The following is an 18,397-nucleotide window of genomic DNA, read 5'->3' as shown; positions in this document are numbered from 1 at the left end:
CTTGAAATTATTCAACCGACTGTGTGGGTGAGGGTGTTTGGCTGGCGGGTTTGCGCGGGGCGCGCAGGCTCCAGCCGAGCAGGTAGGCCAGCATCAGGCCAAGGGCGGCCAGCAGGCAGCCGAACAGGCCGCTGTAACCGGTGTGGTCCAGCAACACGCCGGCGAGAATCGGCAGCAGCGTGCGACCTGCTACGAACAGACTCGACTGGATGCCGTAGTCCAGCGCCGACAGCCCGGGCCGTACGTGGTACATCATCAAACCGAACACCAGGCCGCCGCTGGCGCCCATCATCAGGGCCACCAGCAACGCCGCGACGGCCATTGCGTCAGGCCCCCAGCAAAGCAGCGTGCTGGCGGCCAGCGTGCCCAGCGTCAGCAGGTTGCCGGCCGCAAACAAGGGCAACGCAACGCGCACTCCCCACTTTCGCGATACATAGCTCCCGGCCAGGCTGGAGAAAGCGGCGACCACCCCGCCACCCACGCCGACAATCTGTGCAATGCGTTCAGGGCTGAAACCCTGGTCGAGCATCAACGGCTTGAGGAACACCCAGACGGTGCCGATCAACGGGAAATACAAGATCAGCAATACGGTCCAGGTGCGGTGCCCGGGTTGTGTAAACCACGCCAGCCATTGCCCCATGCTGGGCCTGGATATAAAGGCGTCGCGCTCTTCGGGAACAGGGCAGGCAAGGGTGGTCGGTGTTCGCAGCAGCGGGAGCAGCAGCACTGCCGAAAGCACCCCGAGAGACAAAACGTACAAGGGCGCGGCCCAACCTGTACGGCTGTGCAGGATCAGCATCAGGCCACCGCCGATGATTGCCGCCAGCGAGGTGGCTGTTGAACGAATCGCACCGGCCTGCATGCGCTGGGTTTGCGGCAGCATCCGGATGGCCAGCGCGTTGATGGGCAAATCGACCCAGGTACCGAAGAGGCTGACCGCCATGGCTAGCACGAACAACAGGGCAAATGGTGTCTCAGCCAAATCATGGAGGCCCAGCAACAGCAGGGTGGCGATGTAACCCACGCCCAGCAGCATTCCCCAATTGCGATAATTGTTCCGGCCTACCTGCCAGCGGTCGATGGGTGTCGCCAGCAGGAACTTGCCCAGCGCCGGCAACCCCGTCATCTGCATCAGGCCAATTTGTGTAGCGCTCCAGCCGTGTTCGCGCATCACCAACGGCAGGCCGATGAACAGATAAATCAACGGTGCCGTCAGGGCGAGGTTGATCCAGCCGATCAGCAGCTGTCGTGGCCACCAGAAAGTTGTGTTCATCACCACGCCTCACATGCGCCAGGTCAGTCGCGCGCCGACTTCACGTGGCGGGCTGTAGATGGTGTAGTAGCCGGCGTTGTAACCTTCGGCGTCGTACTTCTTATTGAGCGTGTTGTTGGCATAAGCCGCCACTTCCCACTGGCCGAAGGGATAGCCCACCACCAGATTCAGCAGGCCGTAGCCATTGCGTTCGTAACGGTTGCCGGCATCCAGGTAGATCTTGCTGGTGCCCACCACGCTGCCTTGGGCATACCATCTCTGTGGCGCGGTGTAGCGCAGGTCTACATGGCCATTGAGTCGGGGGGCAAAGGTGTTGTAGTTGCCCGCGTAGTTGGTCGCACCGTCCTGAAAACTGTCGTAAGTGGTGTGGTTGAAGGCCACGCCTGTGGTCACTTGCCAGCCGGCACCGAGCAGATAGTCCAGGTCCAGCTCTACGCCCTTGGACGTCGCCTTGGCGGCGCTGGCGGTGTAGATCACGCCCACCGCCGGCTGCATTTGCACTTGCATGTTGTCGATTTTCATCACGTAGGCCGCGAGGGAGTAACGCAGCTGTTTGTCCAGCGCCCAGCCTTTGAGGCCGGTCTCGTAGGACCAGATATCTTCCGGCGAATAAGAGGGGTAGTTGAGCCTGGAAACAAAGATGTTATAGCCGCCGGCGCGTACCCCTCGGCTGGCACTGATGTACCACTGGTTGGAGGCATTGATCTGGTACTGCAGGCTCAGCTTCGGCGAGACATAGGTCCAGTCCTGGCTGCTGTGTCCACCACCGGTGGGGGTGATGCCTGCCGACATGCGCTCGATGCGCGCGCCCGCCGAAACGCTCCAGTCATCGTTGAGCGGCACATTCCAGTGGGTGAACAGGGCCACCGAATCTGTCTTCAAGCGGCCGCCATAATCAGAGAAGACGGGGCTGCGCAGGGCAAAGTTGCGCAAGTCGTTGTTACCGTGATCACCGTATAGGCCTACTAACCAGTCGGCCCGCCCCAGTTGCCCCTCCACCCGGAACTCCTGCGACAGGGTGCGCATATGGTTGTCGCGCCCGATGTACAGGCGTTCTACCGGCATGAAGTCGGAGTCTTGCAGGACCTTGTCCTGGTAGTCGTTGTAGGCAGTGATGGAGCGCAGGCGCAGGCCCGTATCGAACAGGTGCGAGGCATTGATCGAGAAGGTCTGGCCCAGGGAGCGGTTCCAGCTGGGCGTGGTGGATGCAACGCGGTCGCTGGGCTGGCCGGCATTGCCCCAGAGCGCCGCACCATCGTTGTAATCCTGACGGGTGTAACGGGTGACCACTTCATCGGCGTCGGTTGGGGTCCAGCGCAGTCCCAGGTTCAGGTATTTGTGGTGGGTATGGTCCTCATCCCCGCCCGTATAGGTGTTATGAATGAACCCGGACTGCCGTGCGATCGAGCCGGAAACGCTGCCATACAAGGTGTTGGCAACCAGCGGGCCACTCAAGGCGAAGCGCACGTCCCGCTTGTCCCGGCTGCCCAGCTCGGTCGTTACCGTGGCCCGTGGGGTATCTTCCATCTGCTGGCTGTGGATGGCGACCACGCCGGTCTCTGCATTGCGCCCGTACAAGGTGGACTGCGGTCCACGCAGTACTTCGACACGATCCACATCTAGGAGGCTGTTCTCGAAGCCCTGTGCCATCAATGTGGGAACGTCATCGACCAGCAGCAGTACCGAGGAAGAATAGGAGTGGATACCGGCCGTCACGCCGCGCATCACCGGTGCTTTCATACCGGCCTGGCCAAAGGGCTGGAAGGACAACCCGCCAATGCGACCCTCCAGTTGCTCCATAGTCGTGATGCCCGATTGCTCAAGATCCTGGCCATCAATCACCGCGACACTGGCGGGTACCATTTCCAGCGGCCGCTCAATCTTGTCGGCCGTCACCACCACGGAGGGGAGGGCGATGCTGGTTGCATTTTCGGCAGAGTCCGACGCGGTTTGTGCATAAACAGCTGCCGGGCAGGCAAGGGCAGACAACGCAATGAAAACGGTGCGCAGCACCGAGTCAGGGGCATAATTCATGTGGTAGCCAGGCCCGAAATAGGCGCTAATTAAGGTCGGGCCACTATAGGATGCCAATGCGAATAAATCTTGTTACACTTTTTTGGAGGTCCGGATTATCTGTTTGGCATTTCGGAGATCTCCCCCCGTCATTGGGTAAGCGCAACACAAGGAATGATGAAAATGAGCTATCGGTTTTCTTCCACGGACAGGGCCGCACCTTCTCGCCTGGGGCAATCGCCTTGGCGTCGCTCCCAGTTACCGGAAAGCCTGGGAACCTGCTTCAGTGACTCGCTGACATTCGAGGATGGCCTGGCAGTGACCTACTCCAGTTTCAATCCAAACTTTGACCTGGTGGAAGTTGGGTCGTTTGAAGGGGAGCGTGCCCTGACGGTGGCGATTGCGTTGTCGGGACAATCGAGCAGTACCGGTATGGACGGGCAGCGTTACGACTTCATAGGCGGCCATAGTACCGTCGCCACCTACGGCAGTTTGCGGGGAGAGCGGTGTTATCCGGCCAAACAGGCTATCCGCCAGTTGCGTCTGGTGGCCAAGGCGCCACTGCTGCAGCGGTACGGCTTGGAATACTTGCTGTTGGACAATGCCAAGGACCTGTCGGCCAACCATTTATTTTGCGGCAAGCACGGTGCGGCCACCCAGAGGCTGGCCGATTCATTGGTCCATCTGCACGACCAGGCTGGAGGGCTGCTCGATATCCACATTGCCGCACTCGGGTTGCTGTCGGAGCAGATCCGCCCGCTTGCCCCCGCGCCAACGCCTGTAGAGGACAAGATCCGCGCAAAAGACCAGGATTTGATGCTGAGCGCACGGGATATCCTGATGAGCCAATTCGATCGGCAATTAACCGTCGGGTATCTGTGCGCTACGTTGAGCACCAATGAATTCAAGCTTAAACAGGGCTTTCGCAAGGTGTTTGGCACCAGCCCTTACCGCATGCTCACGGATATCCGCATGGCAAAGGCCAGGGAGCTGCTGGAGTCGGGCATGTATGTGTCTACGGTGGCGTACAAGGTCGGGTTTCAACACCTTTCGAGCTTCAGCGCTGCGTTTGAAAAGTATTACGGGCGCAACCCCAAATCATTGCGCCAGGCAAAATGACCGGCCCTGCGGCCCCAAGTGCCTCATAGGCCAGGCCTGACGCATGGCCGGAGCAGGCCAAGGCGACCGTCTCCATGCCTGCGCTTGGGTCTTGCAGGGTTGGCGATCAAGAGGCAGTGCTGACCCTGGCCGGCGGCGTCGGGGTTGAGACCAACTGCGGGTTTTCCACGGTCTTTGGCCGGCTGTTCCAAAATGGCACCAGCATCAGGCTGGCCAGCAGGGCCGTGGCGGTGAACACCAGGAATACGGTGATGGTGTCGAAGTAACCCGGCAGCAAGCCGCCCAAAACCGCACCGACCGAACCACAACCATTGACGAAGCCGGCAGCCGAAGCCGCGCCGTGCTTGCTGCCGAAGTCAATCGCCGCCGAGCCACAGATCATCGAGTCCGGCCCGTAGAGTGTCAGGCCCATCATAAATAGCAGGCCGACCACCATGTACAGGCTGCCGCTTTGCATCGCGGGAACAAATAGCGCCAGGCAGATAGTCAGCAGAACCAGGCTAAGGACACAGGCGGGCACACGACGCGCACCGAAGTATTTATCCGATGCAATACCGATGAGGATGGGGCCGACTAAACCCGCAAGCTCAAAAGAGGTAGGCACGATTGCAGAGGCTACCTTGCCGATCTCGGGCATGCGCTCGTAGATAATCACCGGGCCCCACAGCAGGATCGCGTAACGGGCTGGCTTGAGCATGAAGTAGGCAAGGCCGAGCACCAATACCGTACGATTCTTCATCACGATCCGTAAACCGGCCCACATGCTTTCCCGTGGTACTACGACGTTACTGACCGGTTCGAGCTCAACTTCTACAGCCGGCAGGCCTACGTCTTCCGGACAGTTGCGTTGCAGGAAAAAGAACAGCACGGTCGCCACCAGCACCACGATCGCGCTGCTGATGAACGCTACGCGCCAGTCGTGATAGACCTGGTAAGCCCACCAGCCGGCAAATGGGGTAGCCACCAAGCCGCCAAAGGCGTAGGAGGTGCTCCAGTAGCCAAGTACGCGGCCGCGTTCTCCCGTACTGAAGAAGCTGCTGACGTTCTTGCACAAGCCTGACCACCCGGTCGATTGCGCAAGACCCTGAATGATCATGCAAGACGCGAAGATCGGCAGGGTGGCGTAGGTCCCCATCAGGAGCGCTGCCCCCGCCGAAATGGCCAGGCCGCTCAAAACTACGATCCTGGGGCCGAAACGGTCCGAGAAGTTTCCCCAGAGAAACTGACCTATGGCGTAGGCGGCCAGATAGAGGGCGTCGAGGTTGGCCATCATGGTCTTTTCGAGCATAAAGCCTGGGTCTTCGCCAATACCAAGCTTGGCGACGGAGAACGCCTTGCGGGTGAAGTAGAAGGCGGCATAAGCCACCCAAGTGATCAGGAAAACCTGCACGCGCCAACGCTTGAGGGAGTGCCAACTGCTTGCAAGGACCGACGGATTATTTTTGTTCATGGTGTTCTGATCCCGTAAAAGGTGCCAGACAGCGCAAAAGAGGATTTTTTTGTTTTTGTTTTTGCGGTACGAGCCCGTCCAGGCCCACGGCATCGATCAGATGGCCGTGAGAATGGAGTCAGGCTGTCAGTGGTAAAGGGCGCCTTGTCGCCAGCAGGCAGGGCCTGCTGAAGGCTCGGGGGGGCAGTAGAGGTGCATATCCAAACGCAGTGTGGGTCATGATCTTCTCCAGCAATATTATTGTTGTGAGGAGTGATGCATGGAGCCGATAAAGCCATCGCTGAAACGGTGGCTAAGATCGTTGTGGTGCCTGTTATGCGGGCTGACTAAGGTGGGTCAACCCTTGTCGGCCTTGCCGGCGGCGGCAGCGAATTTGGCCAGATGCACATCGAATCGACGAGGGTGCCGGTTGTGGTCTTCGGCATGCTCTTTACGCCGAATGGCGTTGCGCACCATCAGGGAGCCGAGGTAGCGGATCGGTTCGGGAGGGAAGTGGCCTAGCGGGCCTTGCAGCAGTGGCGAGCGCGTCCACGGGTTGTCCAGGCCCAGTACCAGTGACGAGAGGATCTGCCCGCCCATATGGCAAGGGCCAACGCCGCTACCGGAATAGCCGAAGCCATAGAAGACATTGCCTCTTGAGCCCATGCGGCCGAAGAACGGCAGCCCCGTGACTGATCTGTCGGAGGGGCCATTCCAGGTGGCGGCAATACCGACGTCGGCGAAGTCCGGAAAAAAATCCTTGAGTGTGTTGCGCAACAGTCCTGCATAGGGCGACGGTTGGTCGAACACCGGCAGGATACGTCCGCCATACGCGAAGGTGTTGCCACCTTTGCCGAGCATGATCCGACCGTCCGGGGTGTTGTGGTAATAGTGGACGAATATCCGCGAGTCCAGAACCGTGACCCCGTTGGTCAGGCCGATTTTTTCCAGCAGGTCAGGCCGTGGCTCGGTGATGATCATGTCGCTGGAAACGATCGCCACAGAACGCGCGAATTGTGGAAAAGCCCTGGCCATCCAGGCGTTCATCGCCAACACGACCCGGTCGCACGTTACGCTCCCGTTGGGGGTATGGATGATGGCTGGTGCGCCTTCTTCCAGGCGGGTCATTGGCGAGCTTTCATAAATACGCACGCCCAGGTCCAAGGCCACTCGGCGCAGCCCGCGGACCAGCTTGCCCGGCTGTACGCTGGCCGCCGCTGGCGAGAACCAGCCCTCAAGGTGGCGGGTCGAGCCAGCCAGGCGTTGTGCATCGGGCAACGCACATTTGGAAAACGAGTTGATACCGTTGCGTTCCAGCGCGGCGATCACCCCGTCGGTGGAGCCGATCTGCGCACGGTTGGTCGCCGTGTAGAGCGTACCGTCGAGACGGTACTCGGCATCGACCGCGTACTTGTCGCAAAAGCGGCCGATGGCGTAGATGCTTTGCTCCGACTCCTGGACCAGGCGTATTGCCTCCTGGGTGCCGAACAAGCGCTCCAGGGTGAAGTACTTGGCCGACCAGGACAGTGCGCACCCGCCATTGCGCCCACTGGCACCGGCGCCGCAGATATCGGCCTCGACAATCACCACGTCAAGCTCGGGGTTCTGCTCCTTGAGCATGATGGCAGTCCACAACCCGGTATAGCCTGCGCCAACGATGCAGACATCGGCGCGCGTGTTCTGGCGCAGGGGCGGGCAAGGCGCAGCGGGTTGATGTTTTAAGGCCTGGTCCAGCCAGTAGGGGCGCATAGGGTCGTCTCCGTTGGATCGTTACGAGGCAGGTTTATGAATCAGTCGCACGCAGCGACTACGATCATTTCCACGCGCCAGCCGGGGTCGATCAATTGCGCCAGGGTGCAGGCACGGGTGGGTGCGTGACCGGCAGGAAAAAACTCATCCCAGATCCTGTTCAGCCCTGCATAGTCCTCGCGATCGGCGAGCAGAATGCGCACCGAAAGGACCCGCTCGCGGCTACTGCCGGCACTGAGCAGGAGTTGTTCGACACCCAGGAGCACTTCAAGGGTCTGCGCTTGGATATCTCCTGCGAGGTCTTCGGCAACCTGCCCGCCGATGTACAGGTGATGGTTGTAGCGGACCATGTCCGAACGGCGTTTTGACACAGCGAAACGTTCAACTTCCATAGCGCATTCCTTGTAAGCGTCTGGGGCATAACGGCTTGGGCATCTTGTGAAAAACATGCTTGCAGTTTATTTTCCATAAATGAAATCGATTTAGCGTATGCATGAATAAGCTGAAACTATAGATAGGTGCTGCAATGACGATCTCCCATACACAGCTCAAGGCTTTCCATGCGGTCGCGATGAACGGCAGCTTCACCCGGGCGGCCAACCAGCTGTGCCTGTCCCAACCTGCGGTGTCAGACCAGGTTCGCAAGCTCGAGGACTACTACGGGGTGATGGTGTTCTACCGCGACAAGCGCCTGGTGCGCCTTACGGAGGTGGGCGAGCGGCTGTTCGGCCTGACTCAGCGCCTGTTCGATATCAGTATCGATGCCCACGACATGCTGACGGACTACCGGACCTTGTCGACGGGCACGCTGAACCTGGCCGTGGATGCGCCGGTGCATGTCTTGCCCTATGTCTCTCGCTTCTGCAGCCGATACCCAGGCGTGGATGTGAAGATTGAGACCGCCAATACCGATGAAGTCCTGCAGCGATTGTTCGGCCATCAGGCAGACATCGCCTTGCTGGGGCGCAGCATCGACGACGATCGCCTGCTGACGCTGCATCTGCGCAGCGATCCCATGCTTGTGTTCGTGGCGCATGACCACCCCTGGGCCCAGCGTGAATCGGTTTGCCTGGCCGACCTGGACAACACTCCCATGGTTTTACGCGAGCAGGGCTCGGTCACGCGGCTGTCCCTCGAGGAAGAGATGGCGGCGGCGGGCTTGCGCATTCGCAAGGCGATCGAAGTGGAGGGGCGTGAAGCCGCGCGCGAGGCGGTAGCCATTGGCATGGGCGTCGGTGTCGTTTCTGCGGCCGAATTGGGCTCGGACTCCAGGCTTCGCGGGTTGCCGATCATCGATTGTCAGCGCCAGTTCACCGAGACATTGGTGTGCCTGCGCGCGCAGAGCTCCCGGCGTATCCTGACGACCTTTCTGGACCTGGTTCGAGAAGGGCTGGACGGGCACGATTGATGCCCTGCGTGGCAACCCCCGCAGCCGATCAACCACTGGCTGACACAAGATTGATCTCGGTCATCTACCCTTCCTGACACTCCCTCTACCCTTGGGTTTCCATAAAAGGCCAAGGATGGCTCAAGGAGCCTGCGGCCATGCATTCTCAAGGAAGAGTCAGTCATGCAGTCATTGAAGATTATGTTGTTGTCGTCGGCGTTCAACGGCTTGACCCAACGGGCCTGGCTGGATTTGCGCCAGTTGGGCCATGTGCCCAGTGTGGTGCTGTTCACCGATGAAGCCACGGTCTGCCGGCAGATCGAGGAATCGGCGGCGGACCTGGTGATCTGCCCGTTTCTCAAGGACCGGGTGCCGCAGCAGCTCTGGAGCAATCCGGATCGCCCGGTGGTAATCATTCACCCGGGGATTGTCGGCGACCGTGGCGCCAGCGCACTGGACTGGGCCATCACCCAGCAGGTCAAGCGCTGGGGCGTCACGGCCTTGCAGGCGGTGGAGGAAATGGACGCCGGCCCGATCTGGTCGACCTGTGAATTCGACATGCCCGCCGATGTGCGTAAATCCGAGCTGTACAACGGCGCGGTGAGTGACGCGGCGATCTATTGCATCCGCGACGTAGTAGAAAAATTCGCCCGCGGTTTCGTGCCGGTGCCCCTCGACTACACGCAACCTGACGTCATCGGGCGTTTGCAGCCGAACATGAAGCAAGCTGACCGCACCTTCAGTTGGTACGACTGCGCCCGGTTCATCAAACGCACCATCGACGCCGCCGACGGCCAGCCCGGTGTGTTGGCGAGCCTCGCCGGCGGCCAGTATTACCTGTATGACGCGCATCTGGATTCGCGCCGGGGTACGGCGGGGGAAATCCTCGCGGTACAGGATGACGCGGTATTGGTCGCGGCCGGTGATCATAGCCTGTGGGTCGGCTCGCTCAAGCGCAAGGCCCAGCCCGGCGAGGAAACCTTCAAGTTGCCGGCCCGTCACGTGCTGGCTGGGCAACTGGCGGGTGTACCGGTGCTGGACGGCTCGATTGCCCACCAAGGGTTCGATGAGATGGCGTATCAACCGATTCGTTATCAAGAGTCCGGTCACGTTGGCGAATTGACCTTTGAGTTCTACAACGGTGCCATGAGCACCGAACAGTGCCAGCGCCTGGTCGCGGCGCTGCGCTGGGCCAAGGCGCGGGACACCCAGGTGCTGCTGGTCCGGGGCGGGCGTGGGAGTTTTTCCAATGGTGTGCACCTCAACGTGATTCAGGCTGCCGAGGTGCCGGGGCTGGAGGCCTGGGCCAACATCCAGGCTATCGACGATGTCTGCCAGGAACTGCTGACAGCCCGGCAACTGGTGGTCAGTGGCCTGACAGGCAGCGCCGGAGCCGGCGGTGTGATGCTGGCGCTGGCGGCCGATGTCGTATTCGCCCGGGCGGGGGTGGTGCTCAATCCGCATTACAAGACCATGGGCCTGTATGGCTCCGAATACTGGACCTACAGCCTGCCGCGCGCGGTCGGCAGTGAAATCGCCCACAGGCTCGTCGAGCAATGCCTGCCGATCAGCGCCTTCCAGGGCCGCCAGTGGGGGATGATCCAGGATATCGGCCCACGCTGCCCACGGGCATTTGGCTCATGGTTGCTGCAACAGGCCAGCGACGCGTTGACCGATGAAAAGTACGCCTTGCATCGCGCGCGTAAAGCCCAGATGGGCCTGGAGCAGATTGCACACCTGCGCGAAAACGAGCTGGCACAGATGCGCTTGGACATGGTGGAAAACCGCCAACAGTTCGCCGAGAAGTGCCACAACTTCGTGTTCAAGCGCAAGACCTGCCAGACCCCGCAGCGCTTGATGGCGCCGTGGGCATTGGTGCCCAAGGCCACGCTGGTTGACTGAGAGGAACACCCCGCATCTACTCTTTTGCCGCCAGGGCGGAATTTCCTTTCGGCCCTGGCGGTCCATAATGCCAATGGAAAAAAGACAGAAAGGGTGAATTGTTGATGCGGCGAATTTATAGGGGCGTCATCTGCCAGGCCTTGTTGGCCATGGTTTTGGCTATCAGCCCGGCGGGATGGGCAGAGGCGGGCGCCACACCGGCGCCAGTCGAGGTCGTCGACAGTTTGCCGCTGTTGCCCGAAGACGCCGACCTCAAGCAGCTCAGCCAGCAGCTTGAGCTGATTCGCCAGAGCGTGCCGGTCAGTACCAGTGACGAGAAGCTGGCGGAGTTTCGGCAGGGCGCGCTGCAGGTGCAACAACTGGCCGCGGCCTTGCTCACGGTGCGCGCCACCGAGATGGAGCGCCTTGACGATCAACTCAAGGTATTGGGCGCGGCCCAGCCCGGCGAAGCGCAGAGCCTCACCGAGCAACGGGATGCCCTGACCCGCAAGAAGAACAGCCTGCTTGAGGATGAGCAGCAGGCCAAGCAACTGAGCCAGACGAGCCGCGACCTCGCCGCGCAGATCGTCAACCTGCGGCGCAATCTGTTCAACTCCCAAGTCACTTCACGTACCGACTCGCCCTTCAGCCCCACCTTCTGGTCGACCCTGATCCGCCCCACCAGCGAGGACCTGCAACGCCTGGACAACCTCAAGGCCGAAGGTATCGTCGCCCTCAAGAGTGCCGTCAGCCCCGAGAACCGCTGGGCGTTTTTCAGCACGCTGCTGGCGGCGGTGCTGATCTGGAGTTTCGGCCGGCGACTGCTGGAGCATCTGCTCACCTGGGCAATGATCCGCTGGCTGCCGGAGGGGCGCCTGCGGCGTAGTACGTTGGCGGTGGCGGTGGGGTTGTCGTCGATCCTGACGATCATGGGGGCGGTCTCGCTGATGCGCTGGGGGCTGGAGAGCAACGCGGTGTTGAGCGAAAACCTGGCCCGGCTTTCCGATCACCTGGTCACCCTGGCCACGTTCTGTGCGTTTATTGCGGGCCTTGGCCGCGCCTTGCTGATGCTGCCGCGACCGTCCTGGCGGTTACCGGCCATTGCCGATGAAATCGCCAGTGCCCTGGGGCCTTTCCCGGCGATTCTGGCGGTGGCGCTGATGCTGGTGGCCACCGAGGAGCGCATCAACAACGTCACTGGCGCCAGCCTGGCGCTGACCGTGGCGCTCAATGGCCTGACGGCCCTGACCACCGCGTTGATCTTTATCGCCGCGATGTTGCGCGTGCGCCATGTGCGCAAAAAACTCGAGCTGCCGCGCCCGGGTGGGCTCGCCGGTATGCTGCCCTTTGTGGCGTCAATCTGGGTGGCGGTGATTGTCCTCGCGTTGTTCACCGGGTATCTGTCCCTGGCCTACTTCCTTACCGTCAAGCTGCTGTGGGTCAGCGTCGTGGCGGCGTCGGCCTACCTGCTGATCGCCTTTTTCGGCGACGTCTGCGAAACCCTGCTTTCGCCCAAGCAGCCCAGCGGCCTGGCACTGGCCAATGCCCTGGGGCTGTCGCCACGGCACCAGGCCCAGGCCTGTACGGTGCTGGCGGGCGTTGGCCGTACATTGCTGCTGCTCACCGCCGTGATGGCGGCTTTCCTTCCGGCAGGCTCCAGCCCCAGCGAATTGCTCCAGGGCTTCAGCCAACTGGGCGAGTCCAGCAAGACCCTGGGCAACCTGCACATCATTCCCCAGGACATCCTCATTGCGCTGCTGATGTTTGTCATCGGGCTGTTCGCCGTGCGCACCTTGAAGCGCTGGCTGAGCGAGCGGCTGCTGCCGGAAACCAACATGGACGCCGGCATGCGCGCCTCCCTGGTGACCCTGGTGGGCTACCTGGGCTTTGTGCTGCTGACTCTGTTGGTGATGTCGATCCTGCGGATCAACCTGACCAGCCTGACCTGGGTGGTCAGTGCCTTGTCGGTGGGCATCGGCTTCGGCTTGCAGGCGATTGTGCAGAACTTCATCTCCGGGCTGATCCTGCTCACGGAGCGGCCGGTGAAGGTTGGCGATTGGGTCAGCCTGGGGGGCGTGGAGGGCGATATTCGGCGGATCAACGTCAGGGCCACCGAGATCCAGATGTCCGACCGCTCGACGGTGATCGTGCCGAACTCGCAATTCATCTCGCAAAACGTGCGCAACGTCACCATGGGCAACGCCCTGGGCGTGGTGGGCATTACCCTCACGTTGCCGCTGGATACCGATGTATTGAAGGTTCGCGAACTGCTGATGCAGTCGTTTACCGAGCACGAGGCGATTCTCGATACGCCGGCACCCTCGGTCACGTTCAAGGACCTGGCCAGGGACGGCCTGATCATTGGGGTCAGCGGCTACGTCAACAGCCCGCGCTCGGTGTCCGGCACCCGCAGTGACTTGCTGTTCATCCTGCTTGCCCGCCTTCAGGAAATGGGCATTACGTTGTCTTCGCCCCAGAGCTTGGTATTGGTTCCGGGAGAGGGAAGCGCAGTGGCGGGCGATGTTCCTGTAAAGCCATGATGAGGTAGCGCTGCGTGACAATAAAAACCCCGATAACTGTGATTGCTGCGCTGTTGTTCTGTTTTTCGATGGCCGCGTGCAAGAGTAAAGACATGCCAGAAACCTACAGCTGGACGGGAACGGTATCTGCGCCACAGGAATACCCGATGGAGGTTTACCGTGGCGCCATAATCGCTGAGGGTTTTACCTACGGTTTTGATGCGATCTGGGGCACGCAGAACACCGGCTGGGGCAGCCAGGGCGGAACGATGACCACCGCGATCGAAAAAAAGGGCGTGCCCTATCAGCTGGAATTTACCTGGTACTCGCTGGTGGAGCGCACGTTCTATAGCGGTCACTGGGCCTTGGACAAAGACGCGATCAAGCGCCTCTTGGATGAGGGCTTTATCGATCAGGAGACCCATAAAAAAGACACCTACAGCACCTTTGTCGTGGGCTTGGCGCCACAGGGCCGGGTGGTGCTGTGGCTGAGCGGAGCGGGGCATCAGAAGGAAGTCGGGGCCTTTCAGGCGCAGGCTACAACCATTACCAAGCAAAGCGCCTACAGCAATGCCCAGTACATGTTTAAAGACGGCTATGCAGAGCGCATGCTCAATGATCCTTCCTATAAGACCTTCAGCCCGCAAATCCGGCAAAAAATACTGACGCAAGGCTATCCTGCGCCAGAAATCTATGGCGTCTACCGAGAGAAATATAGCTGGAGACCGGTGGTTGTCCTGGAGAAGGGCGAATGGCTCGATTTTGGCTTCAGTGCCTACAACGGCGAGCAGGAAAATTTATTCGCAAAGGATCTACAGGATAACCACTACGCCAAAAGGGCCATCCCAAAGTTCTGTGGCCTCTATTGGCGCAATGGAAACGGCCGGTATGGCGTGTGGATTGACGCCTTCGATGAAGAAGAAATCCTTGAGGCTTTCCAGAAACTGGGCAAGCAAAAAGATATCGACCTGGTGGTGAAGGTTGACGCGCAAAACACCAGGGTTTCCCTGGCATTGAGGTCGGGCGCGCAGGAGTTGCCCATCGGCAAAGCCAACGTCAGGCTGTCTCGCAGGATCGAGTAGGCTCCCCCTGCCGATAGGAGAGCCCCACTGCAATGCTCAGCCAGCTAGCAGGGCTGGGCCGCAAGGCTGTTGCTGACATTGCGCCCCAGCACCAACACCGTCACAAAACCCAAGCCCACCAGCACTGTGGCGAGGCTCAGCAGCACCGAGCTGCCCAGTTGGTCGACGATCCGCCCGCCAAAGAACGAGCCCAGGGCAATGATCACCTGGAACAACGCAACGAACAGCGGCATGCCGCGTTCGACATCCTTGGGCGCCACGACAAACATCCAGATACTGGCGCAGGCCGGAAAGGCGCCGAAGGCGAAGCCCCAAAGCGCGATCAGCATGGCTGCGCCGGTCATGCCGGTGGCGAAATGGGGGAACAGCGCAGTGCTGGTGCCGATCATCAGCGCCACCAGCAACAGGGTGTGGCGTACGCTGCGGTTGGCAGCAAAACCGGCAAAGATATTGCCCATCACCCCGGCCACGCCAAACAACAGCAGCAACGAGCCAATCGTTGGTCCATCGAAGCCGGCACTGTGCTTGAAGAAGGGCGCAACGTAGGTGTACGCGGCAAAGTGCGCCAGGCCGATCAGCAACACCGCGATCAACCCGACCCGCGCTTGGGGGTTGATAAACAAGGCGGGCAGGTCGCTGACGCGAATGGCCTTCTCCGGATTGAGTCGTGGCAGCAGGAAAATCTGCGCCAGGAGTACCGGTACGCCCATCAGTGCGGTAATCAGGAACGTCATGCGCCAGCCCATCAGGCCGCTCAGCCAGGTGCCTACCGGCACGCCCAGCACGGTGGCGAGGGTCACGCCGACCATGATGATCGAAGTGGCCTGGGCAACGCCCACACCCCTGGGCGCCAGGCGGCCGCTGAGGGCGATGGCGGTGGCCCAGAAACCACCGATGCTGATGCCCAGCAGCACACGGCCGAACAGCAGCAGGCCAAAATCACTGGCCAACGCCACCACCGAGTTGGCAATGATCATGATCAGCGTCAGGCCGATCAGCAGATAGCGACGGTCCATGGTGCCAATGCTGACCGACAGCAAGGGCGCGGCGAGGGCGGCCATGATGCCGGGCAGGGTCACCATCAAACCGGCGTGGCCGGCACTGATGCCCAGGTCACTGGCGACATCATTGAGCACGCCCACCGGCAGAAACTCACTGGTCACCAGGGCAAAGGCCCCCACGGCAACCGAGAGAATCGCCAGCCACTGCTGTTTGACGCTCTGTTGATTATGTTCGGGAAGGCTATGAGGGGCCTGGCTAGCGCTTGGCATGGGGCGAAGATCCGGGGGGAATGCAGCCTGAAGCCAGGCCGGGGAAGAATGTGGAGGCGATTATAGGAATCAGCGTTGCCAATTAAACAGGCCGCTCGGTTTGATAGTCATCATCACTGCAATCAATGCGACCCACGGTTTTGACAAGGCCAGCCCCCGATTCGACTCGCCAGCGCCAGCGATCACCCGTCTCTGCGGTGCTAATGCCGTGGCACGCTCACGGGCAGCGACTAATCGGTGGTCGAAGGCACAGCAGTGGCGCTGAAGTCGAGCAGGGCGATAAAGCTGTCCAGCAACGGTGATGGGTTGTCGGTGTTCCAGCTCAGGTACAGGCCGATGGCTGGGTTGGGGAAAGCGCTTACCGGGGCGATGCGACGAAACACGACCTTGTCGCGCAGGATCGAGTTGGCAATCGACTCCGGCACCAGGGCAACGCCGAAGCCACAGGCGACCAGGCCGATCAGCGTATGGAGCTGCACGGCCTCCTGTACCACCCGAGGGTAAAAGCCGGCGGCCTCGCACAGGGCGATAAGCTGGCTGTGATAACCGCTGCCCAGGGCTTGAGGGGTAAACACAAAGTCTTCGCCGGCGAAGTCCCGCAAGTCGATCTGGCCGTCGCCGGCCTTGGGGTGATCGGCCGGCAGGGCCATCACGATCTGCTCATCCAGCAACAGGCGCGACGCAATGTTTGGTGCGGCCATCGGCAATTTGCGTATGAAGGCAATATCCGCTTCCCCCGACGCAATGGCCTGGGCCTGGCTGGCGGAAGGCATCTGCTTGATGATCAATTGCACCTTTGGGAACGTCTCGCGGAACCGGCGCAGGCTATCGAGCAGTGGCTCGTAGTAGGTGATCGACACGGCAGTCACCGTGAGTTTGCCGGCGATACCCTGCGCCACCTGGCGCGCGTGTTCGATGCCCAGCGCCAACGCCTTGAGGGTGCCATAAGCGGCGTCGAGGAATGCGCCACCGGCTGGGGTCAGTTTTACCCCGCGCTTGCTGCGGGTAAACAGACTGAACCCCAGCTTGCCCTCCAGGCGATTGATGGCCTGGCTCAGAGGGGGCTGGGCCATGTGCAGGCGCATGGCGGCCCTGTGAAAGTGCAGTTCTTCAGCCACAGCGATGAACTGGCGTAGCAGGCGGGTTTCGATCATGTCTGCTGCTTCTTGATTTGAATTGATCAGGGGGCGGTGTGATTACACGAGGTACTTACGGAACCAGCCCAAGGTGCGTTCCCAGGCCAGGTTCGCCGCGGCCTCGTCGTAGCGTGGGGTCGAGTCGTTATGGAAGCCGTGGTTGGCGCCCTTGTAGATGTAGGCTTCATAGGTCGTGCCTGCGGCTTTCAAGGCGGTTTCATAAGGCGGCCAGCCTTCGTTGATCCGTGTGTCCAGTTCGCCAAAGTGCAACATGATCGGCGCCTTGATCTTCGGCACGTCCCTGGTGTCAGGTTGGCGCCCATAGAACGATACGGCCGCGCCCAGTTCCGGGTAGGCCACAGCCGCGGCGTTGGTCACGCCACCGCCGTAGCAGAAGCCCGTGATGCCGACTTTGCCGGTGCTGGCGTCGTGATGCATCAGCCATTCGATAGCGGCGAAGAAGTCATTCATCAGCTTGGCCGGGTCGACGGTCTGTTGCAGCGCCACGCCTTTTTCATCATTGCCGGGGTAGCCGCCCACCGAACTCAGGCCATCGGGCGCCAGGGCGATAAACCCGGCTTTGCCCAGGCGCCGGGCGACGTCTTCGATATAGGGGTTGAGCCCACGGTTTTCGTGGACCACCACCACCGCCGGCAGCTTGCCTGTGGCCTTCGCCGGGTGGACCAGGTAGCCGCGCACCGAGCCGTTGCCCTTGGGCGAGGGGTAGGTGATGTAGTCGGCAACGATGTCCGGGTCGGTGAATTTCACCTGCTCGGCCAGGGCGTAGTTGGGGCTCAGGGAAGCCAGCAGTGCCGAGGCGGTCAGGCCGCCAAAGGTGAACAGGGCCGCGCGGTCGAGAAACTCGCGGCGGTTGATCTTGCCGTGGGCATAGCCGTCGTAGAGCTCCAGCAGCTCAGGGGCGAAGTCTTTAGCGGTCAGGCGCGTCATCGTCAGGTTCCTTTTTTCGGCACGTGGCGTTGAATGTAGACCATTCTCAGGCCTGGCGGCCATGGGCCGTATCGGCCAGGCGCCCGGTATCGACACGCACGAAGATCGAGTCGCCAATCGCCGTCAGCACGCCATCGGCGTACACCTCGCAGATCACGCGGCTCTTGCGCCCGACGTCACCCTCGACCTTCGCGCGCAAGGTCAGCGGCACGCCCATGGGGGTGGGCTTGATGAATTTGATGCCGAGGTTGCCGGTCACGCAGTCGATACGCGGCAACTCGCCAGGTGTGCGCTGTTCAGCACGGTAGTGATAGGCCATGGCGGTCCAGTTGGAGTGGCAGTCGACCAACATGGCGATCAGGCCGCCGTAGACCAGGTCGGGCCAGCCGCAGTATTGGGCGTCGGGCAGGTGCTCGGCGACGATATGCACGCCGTCCGCATCCCAGCGGCTCTTGATATGCAGCCCGTGGGCGTTGCTGGGGCCACAGCCGTAGCAGACGCCGTCCGGCGCCGTGGTGTCTTGCAGGGAAGGGGTGTGCATCGTGCATCCTTATTGTTCTTGGGCCAATCCATGAGCCTAAAGGTCCACG

The 18,397-nt window shown here is 61.0% G+C and carries 14 protein-coding genes; 5 read left to right on the top strand and 9 right to left on the bottom strand.

Annotated features, from left to right (window positions below):
- Nucleotides 1-7: 7 nt before the first annotated feature.
- Nucleotides 8-1,273 (bottom strand): MFS transporter, encoded by a 1,266-nt coding sequence (locus tag HBO05_RS03325; protein ID WP_172311669.1) that lies wholly within the window; start codon nucleotides 1,271-1,273, stop codon nucleotides 8-10.
- 9 nt (nucleotides 1,274-1,282) lie between these two features.
- Nucleotides 1,283-3,307: a TonB-dependent receptor gene (locus tag HBO05_RS03320; RefSeq protein WP_172311667.1), complete on the bottom strand. Its 2,025-nt coding sequence runs from the start codon at nucleotides 3,305-3,307 to the stop codon at nucleotides 1,283-1,285.
- 69 nt (nucleotides 3,308-3,376) lie between these two features.
- Between HBO05_RS03320 and HBO05_RS03315 the strand changes: the two genes are divergently transcribed.
- Nucleotides 3,377-4,405, top strand: coding sequence for an AraC family transcriptional regulator (locus HBO05_RS03315; protein WP_172311665.1), 1,029 nt, complete (start codon nucleotides 3,377-3,379; stop codon nucleotides 4,403-4,405).
- A gap of 106 nt (nucleotides 4,406-4,511) precedes the next feature.
- Here the strand turns inward: HBO05_RS03315 and HBO05_RS03310 are convergent, their stop codons facing one another.
- From HBO05_RS03310 to HBO05_RS03300, 3 genes are all read right to left on the bottom strand, one after another.
- Entirely contained in the window at nucleotides 4,512-5,855 is a 1,344-nt protein-coding gene (locus HBO05_RS03310; RefSeq protein WP_169952934.1) for an MFS transporter, read from the bottom strand.
- Nucleotides 5,856-6,191: 336 nt separating this feature from the next.
- On the bottom strand, nucleotides 6,192-7,583 hold the full coding sequence (locus tag HBO05_RS03305) for an FAD-dependent oxidoreductase (RefSeq protein WP_172311663.1): 1,392 nt from the start codon (nucleotides 7,581-7,583) through the stop codon (nucleotides 6,192-6,194).
- A 41-nt stretch (nucleotides 7,584-7,624) separates the two neighbouring features.
- On the bottom strand, nucleotides 7,625-7,975 hold the full coding sequence (locus HBO05_RS03300; RefSeq protein WP_172311661.1) for a RidA family protein: 351 nt from the start codon (nucleotides 7,973-7,975) through the stop codon (nucleotides 7,625-7,627).
- Between the two features lie 134 nt (nucleotides 7,976-8,109).
- Here HBO05_RS03300 and HBO05_RS03295 point away from each other — a divergent pair, with 134 nt between their 5' ends.
- The 4 genes from HBO05_RS03295 to HBO05_RS03280 all read left to right on the top strand — a co-directional run bounded on the left by HBO05_RS03295 (nucleotide 8,110) and on the right by HBO05_RS03280 (nucleotide 14,452).
- Nucleotides 8,110-8,991, top strand: coding sequence for a LysR substrate-binding domain-containing protein (locus HBO05_RS03295; protein ID WP_170041214.1), 882 nt, complete (start codon nucleotides 8,110-8,112; stop codon nucleotides 8,989-8,991).
- A gap of 162 nt (nucleotides 8,992-9,153) precedes the next feature.
- Nucleotides 9,154-10,872, top strand: a complete 1,719-nt coding sequence (locus tag HBO05_RS03290; protein WP_172311659.1) for a hydrogenase maturation protein — start codon at nucleotides 9,154-9,156, stop codon at nucleotides 10,870-10,872.
- A gap of 104 nt (nucleotides 10,873-10,976) precedes the next feature.
- Nucleotides 10,977-13,391 carry a DUF3772 domain-containing protein gene (locus tag HBO05_RS03285; protein ID WP_169952944.1) on the top strand — a complete coding sequence of 805 codons (2,415 nt, stop codon included), beginning with the start codon at nucleotides 10,977-10,979 and terminating at the stop codon, nucleotides 13,389-13,391.
- A gap of 92 nt (nucleotides 13,392-13,483) precedes the next feature.
- Nucleotides 13,484-14,452, top strand: coding sequence for a DUF2931 family protein (locus tag HBO05_RS03280; RefSeq protein WP_222932558.1), 969 nt, complete (start codon nucleotides 13,484-13,486; stop codon nucleotides 14,450-14,452).
- A 44-nt stretch (nucleotides 14,453-14,496) separates the two neighbouring features.
- Here the strand turns inward: HBO05_RS03280 and HBO05_RS03275 are convergent, their stop codons facing one another.
- The 4 genes from HBO05_RS03275 to HBO05_RS03260 form a co-directional block, all read right to left on the bottom strand.
- Entirely contained in the window at nucleotides 14,497-15,723 is a 1,227-nt protein-coding gene (locus HBO05_RS03275) for an MFS transporter (RefSeq protein WP_169952948.1), read from the bottom strand.
- Between the two features lie 230 nt (nucleotides 15,724-15,953).
- The gene (locus tag HBO05_RS03270) at nucleotides 15,954-16,877 is read right to left on the bottom strand and encodes a LysR family transcriptional regulator (protein WP_172311655.1); all 924 of its coding nucleotides are present in this window, start codon (nucleotides 16,875-16,877) and stop codon (nucleotides 15,954-15,956) included.
- Between the two features lie 42 nt (nucleotides 16,878-16,919).
- Nucleotides 16,920-17,807, bottom strand: a complete 888-nt coding sequence (yghX, locus tag HBO05_RS03265; RefSeq protein WP_172311653.1) for a YghX family hydrolase — start codon at nucleotides 17,805-17,807, stop codon at nucleotides 16,920-16,922.
- Nucleotides 17,808-17,853: 46 nt separating this feature from the next.
- A complete protein-coding gene (locus HBO05_RS03260; protein ID WP_172311651.1) occupies nucleotides 17,854-18,348 on the bottom strand; it encodes a PaaI family thioesterase in 495 nt (164 codons plus the stop codon).
- Between the last annotated feature and the right edge of the window lie 49 nt (nucleotides 18,349-18,397).

Source organism: Pseudomonas sp. WS 5079 (assembly GCF_012985465.1).
In the GTDB taxonomy this organism is placed as follows: Bacteria; Pseudomonadota; Gammaproteobacteria; order Pseudomonadales; family Pseudomonadaceae; genus Aquipseudomonas.
Note: the sequence above shows the minus strand (reverse complement) of the source record. Positions and strands in the feature narration are given on the sequence as shown.